Source organism: Kitasatospora sp. NPDC059327 (assembly GCF_042752535.1).
GTDB lineage: Bacteria > Actinomycetota > Actinomycetes > Streptomycetales > Streptomycetaceae > Kitasatospora.
The window spans coordinates 1-5,465 of sequence record NZ_JBHYYB010000205.1 but is presented as its reverse complement, the minus strand read 5'-3'; the positions used below and the strand labels follow the sequence as shown (position 1 = coordinate 5,465).

The following is a 5,465-nucleotide window of genomic DNA, read 5'->3' as shown; positions in this document are numbered from 1 at the left end:
GACACCCCCGTCATCACCCTCGACGCCCGACGACGCGACAGCGCCAAGAGCGCCCTCATCACCCTCGTCGAACACGCCCTCCTCGCCCGCCTGCGCTGAGCGGAACCCGCAGGTCGGCAGCCCCGGCGCCCCACCGTCACGGTCGGGCGCCGGGGCACCTCCGGCTACGGGAGAGGTGTCGTCCGGGCGGCCCACGCAAGACCCCCGCATAAGCGGCGGATAACAGTTCGGTAGGCATTTTGTGATCAACAATGACCATGTGTAGCGATTTAGCATCGCTCAGCGCCAGAAGACCACGGTTTTGCTCCACGATGTCGGCGAATGTCCGAATTGTGCATCAGCAGGCCGGTACCGACACCTGTTTGTCCCCCATCCCTGCACGTGCTGAAATTCCAGCTACCCCTAAATCCATTACGGCAGTCCCACCCAGCAGCGGGCCGCTGCCAGGGGTAGCGCTGGATTGATCCATGGCCGCCAATCGGCCGAGAGGTTGTTGTCGAGTGAGGCGTAAGCAGCAGGTCGCCCCGCAGCGGCGCTCCGAGCCCCGCCAGAGCGAGCCGAACGGTAACGCAACGGACCAGGCCGGATTCTCCGCGTTCACGCCGGTCGAGGAGCGCCCGCCGGCCCCCGCGCCGAAGCCGCCGACCGCCTCCGCGGAGCGCCGTGCCGGCGGGTCCGGGGACGACGGGAGCGGCGGCAAGGGCAACAGCCGGTACGACTTCCTCCGGCCCCGCAACTGGCGCGTGCCGGCCCGTCTGATAGCCATCCTGCTGATCCCGGTCATCATCGGCCTGGTCTTCGGCGGCCTGCGCGTGAACACCTCGGTCGACGGCTACGTCAAGGCCTCGCGCGCCGAGAAGACCGCCCGTCTGGCCAAGGCGGCCACCGAGCTCGCCGAAGCGCTGGAGAACGAGCGCGACAAGACGCTCAGTCCCCTGCTGACCGGCCAGGACCCGAACGGCGACGTCGCCAAGACCCGCGCCACCACCGACACCGCGCTCAAGGCCTACAACGCGGCCTACGAGGCGACCGACAAGTCCGCCGAGCTGCCGCACCGGCACTCGGCGTTCCAGAGCGCCGTCATCTTCCTGCCGCACCTGCGCGACACCGCCTACAAGCCGGAGCTGTTCGCCACCGCGACCCAGTCCGCCTACTCGGTGATGCTCGCCCCGCTGCTGGCCTACGACAACTCGGTCGGCCTCGGCAGCAGCAACATCACCAGCAAGGGCCGCGCGATCTACGCCATGTCGCTGGCCAAGGCCTCGGCCTCGACCCAGCGCGCGCTGATGCTCCACCTGCTGGTCGGCATCTCGGCCCAGTCCACCACCCGGTACGAGAACACCGACCTGATCCAGCAGCTCCTGGTCTCCCAGAAGCTGGAGCAGGTCTCGCTCTCCGAGTTCAACACCGGCAGCGCCCCCGAGGACGCCAGGCGGTACGCCGACGCCCAGGTCGCCCAGGCCGCCGCCGACCAGCGCGCCGCCTACCGGATGCCGAACGGCAGCGCGCCGACCATGACGGGCCTGCTGGCCCTCGGCGCCGCCTACACCCAGGCCGCCGCCGAAGGCCAGTCCAAGGGCAAGGCCGCCGCCGACGCCGCCTACAAGGAGGCCAAGGACGCCGGTCTGACCAAGGAGAACTGGGAGCAGGCCTCCAACACCCACATCGCCAGCCTGCGCGCCACCGAGGTCGCGCTGCTGGACGACGTCCTCCACGACGCCGCCGACCTGCGGGACAACGCGCTCTACGACGCCATCCTCAACTCGGCGATCGTGCTCGCCGCGCTGGTCCTCGCCGGTGTCCTCACCGGTTACGTGGCCCGCTCGATGATTCTCGGCATGCGCACCCTGCGCAACGCCGCCCTGGAGATCGCCGACCACCGCCTGCCGGACCTCGTCGAGAAGCTCTCCAAGACCGACCCGGACCGGGTGGACACCTCGGTCAGCCAGATCCCGCTGCACGGCAAGGACGAGATCGGCGAGGTCGCCCGCGCCTTCGACCAGGTCCACCGGCAGGCCGTCGCGCTGGCCGCCGAGCAGGCCCTGCTGCGAGGGAACGTCAACGCGATCTTCACCAACCTGTCGCGCCGCAGCCAGAGCCTGATCCAGCGCCAGCTGGCGCTGATCACCGACCTGGAGAACAACGAGGCCGACCCGGACCAGCTGGAGAACCTCTTCAAGCTGGACCACCTCGCGACCCGTATGCGCCGCAACGGTGAGAACCTGCTCGTCCTCGCGGGCGAGGAGGCCGGCCGCCGCTGGAACACCCCGGTCCCGCTGGTCGACGTGCTCCGCGCCGCCGCCTCCGAGGTGGAGCAGTACGAGCGTGTCGAGCTCTCCGGCATCCCCGAGGCCGAGGTCGTCGGCGCCGCCGTGACCGACCTCGTCCACCTGCTCGCCGAGCTGCTGGAGAACGCCACCTCGTTCTCCAGCCCGCAGACCCGGGTGCTGGTCAACGCCACCCGCCTGCCGGACGGCCGGGTGCTGGTCGAGATCCACGACAAGGGCATCGGCCTCACCGCCGAGGACTTCGCCGAGATCAACGAGAAGCTGGCCGAGCCGCCCACCGTCGACGCCACCATCTCCCGCCGCATGGGCCTCTTCGTGGTCGGCCGGCTCTCCCAGCGGCACGACGTCCGCGTCCAGCTCCGCCCCTCCGGCGAGTCCGCGGGCACCACCTCGCTGGTCATGCTCCCGCCGTTCCTGACCCAGATGGGCGCGGCCCCGGAGCCGGAGGAGCAGTTCACCGTGTCCCGGATCTTCGCCGACCAGGAGCCGGCCCCGGCCGACTGGGCCGCCGAGGTCCAGAACCAGCCGCGCAGCGCCGCCGAGCTCGGCTTCGACGACCACCTCACCGGCAACGGACACGCCGGCTCCAGCGGCTTCAGCCCCGCCCTGGAGGCCGTCCAGCGCTCCCAGCGGCTCGACCAGGTCCGCCGGGCGGCCCTGGAGTCCGGCCCGCACGGGATGTCCGAGCAGCCGGTGGTCGACGCCGAGGTCGAGGAGGAGTACCCGGCGTACGGCCGGCGCAACGACGACGGCTACGGCCAGGACGTCCAGTACGCCCAGGACGCCCAGCAGGGGTACGAGGGTCAGGCCGGCTACCCCGACGAGCAGTACGGCTACGGCCAGGACGGGTACGCCCAGGACGGCTACGCCGGTACCGAGTACGGGCAGAACGACTACGGCCAGGACGCCTACGGCCGGTTCCCGCAGCAGGGTTACGGCGACGACCAGTACGGCCAGGACCAAGGCGGGCAGCAGGGCCAGGACGGCCAGTACGGCCAGTACGCCCAGCAGGGCTACGAGGGCTACGCCGACGAGCAGTACGGCGCCGAGGAGGCCCCCGCGGGCCACCCGTACAGCCCCGAGCCGCCGGCCCTGCCGGCCGCCACCCTGCCGTCCGGCCTGCCGCAGCGCCGCCCCGGCCAGCAGCTGGCCGGTGGCGGTCCCGGTACCGCGCCGCAGCAGGACGGCGGCCGGGACACGGGTGAGACCCCGAACTGGTTCGCCGGTGCCAAGGACACCTCGGCCCCCACCGAACCGCGTGGCCACGAGGTGTCCGCGCTGGGCGGCTACGGCCCCACCGGACCGACCGGCCCGACCAGCGCCGCCTGGCAGTCGCCCAACGACGGTGCCTGGCAGCGCGCCGAGCAGCTGCGGGAGCCCGCCTCCGGCGGGACCACCCCGTCCGGCCTCCCCCGCCGCGTGCCCAAGCAGAACCTGGTGGCCGGCAACGCCAAGCCCACTCCGCAGGACGGGCCGCAGGTCTCCCGCAGCCCCGAGGAGGTCCGCGGCCGGCTCACCAACCTGCGCCGCGGTGTGGAGCAGGGCCGCAGCGCAGGCAACACCGGAAGCTTCCGGATCGACCCCGATCAGGCAGACCCGTCCGGCAACGGACAGCAGAACCGTACCGATCTCTTCGGCGGCTCGAACCACCAGGAGCGTTGAGTTGAGTCAGATGAGCCAGGCCGCACAGAACCTGAACTGGCTGATCACCAATTTCGTGGACAACACCCCCGGGGTGTCGCACACGGTGGTGGTCTCCGCGGACGGCCTCCTGCTGTGCATGTCCGAAGGTTTCCCCCGCGACCGCGCCGACCAGCTCGCCGCCGTCGCCTCCGGCCTCACCTCCCTCACCTCCGGCGCCAGCCGGATCTTCGAGGGCGGCGAGGTCAACCAGACCGTCGTCGAAATGGAGCGCGGCTTCCTGTTCCTGATGGCCGTCAGCGACGGCTCCGCCCTCGCCGTCCTCGCCTCCCCCGACTCCGACATCGGTCTCGTCGGCTACGAGATGGCGCTGCTCGTCGACCGCGCCGGCGCCGTCCTCACCCCCGCACTCCGCGCAGAACTCCAGGGCAGTCTCCTGCACTGACGGTTCGTCGGATACCGTCCTGGTATTCGAAGCACCTCCACGCCCGTCCCGGGCCCGCTTCGGCGGGCTCGGGTTCGGACGTTGTACGGCCTTCGCACCACCGGCTCCGGACCTGTGCCAGAGCTCGCACCGCACCGCCGCACCTTGTGAGGAGAGGAACCGTGACACCGCCCGACGACCGCAGCGGCCAGTACGGCGTTCCGTACCCTGGCACGGGCCATGACGCCTTCGGAGCACCCGGCGTCGCCGGCCACGGTCAGCCGTACGGTCAGCCGTACGGCCAGCCGTACGACCAGCAGCAGTACGGCCGGCCCTACCCACAGGAGCAGTACGGGGACGGCCAGTACGGCCGGCAGCCCTCGTACGACGCGCCCCCGGCCGGCTACCCGGCACCGGGAGGGACCACCGGCCACCTGCCCGGCCGGCACTCCGCCCCCGGCCCGCAGCACGGCCCCGGCCAGACGCCGGCCCAGGACCCCGGGTACGTCGAGGAGTTCGAGGACGACTACGACTCGGGCCCGCTGATCCGGCCGTTCGCGATGACCGGCGGACGGACCCGGCCGCGGTACGAGCTGGCGCTGGAGGCGCTCGTCTCGGCCAACGTCGATCCGCAGCGCCTGGCCACCCTGCTCCCCGAGCACCAGCGGATCTGCACCCTGTGCACCGAGGTCAAGTCCGTCGCCGAGGTGTCGGCGCTGCTCTCCCTGCCTCTGGGGGTGGCCCGCATCCTCGTGGCCGACCTGGCCGAAGCCGGCCTGGTCGCCATCCACCAGCCCGCTTCCGGCGGCGAATCCGGAAACCAGCCCGACGTCACGCTGCTCGAAAGGGTCCTCAGTGGACTTCGCAAGCTCTAACGCGGCCGCCCCCACCCGCGCCACCACCTCCGCGAAGATCGTCGTCGCCGGCGGCTTCGGCGTCGGCAAGACCACGCTCGTCGGCGCCGTCTCCGAGATCAACCCCCTGCGCACCGAAGCCGTCATGACCTCCGCGTCCGCAGGCATCGACGACCTCAGCCACGTCTCCGGCAAGACGACCACCACCGTCGCCATGGACTTCGGCCGCATCACCCTCGACGAAGACCTCATCCTCTA

General features: G+C 71.3%; 4 protein-coding genes and 1 pseudogene. All 5 read left to right on the top strand.

Going from position 1 to position 5,465, the window contains the following annotated elements; all coding sequences use genetic code 11:
* Positions 1 to 99, top strand: a pseudogene (locus tag ACFXHB_RS44150) (ATP-binding protein); the annotation flags it as partial.
* A gap of 401 nt (positions 100 to 500) precedes the next feature.
* Positions 501 to 3,950 carry a nitrate- and nitrite sensing domain-containing protein gene (locus tag ACFXHB_RS44145; RefSeq protein WP_380582804.1) on the top strand — a complete coding sequence of 1,150 codons (3,450 nt, stop codon included), beginning with the start codon at positions 501 to 503 and terminating at the stop codon, positions 3,948 to 3,950.
* Positions 3,951 to 3,960: 10 nt separating this feature from the next.
* Complete coding sequence (locus ACFXHB_RS44140) at positions 3,961 to 4,374, top strand: roadblock/LC7 domain-containing protein (protein ID WP_030057391.1); 414 nt, start codon at positions 3,961 to 3,963, stop codon at positions 4,372 to 4,374.
* Between the two features lie 161 nt (positions 4,375 to 4,535).
* The gene (locus ACFXHB_RS44135) at positions 4,536 to 5,228 is read left to right on the top strand and encodes a DUF742 domain-containing protein (protein ID WP_380582801.1); all 693 of its coding nucleotides are present in this window, start codon (positions 4,536 to 4,538) and stop codon (positions 5,226 to 5,228) included.
* On the top strand, positions 5,209 to 5,465 hold a 257-nt coding region (locus ACFXHB_RS44130), incomplete at its 3' end, for an ATP/GTP-binding protein (protein WP_380582799.1). The genes ACFXHB_RS44135 and ACFXHB_RS44130, both read left to right, overlap by 20 nt.

Bases quoted from the DNA above. Each gene is read 5' to 3' on its own strand.
- ACFXHB_RS44140 (WP_030057391.1), top strand. From the start codon at position 3,961: ATGAGCCAGGCCGCACAGAACCTGAACTGGCTGATCACCAATTTCGTG.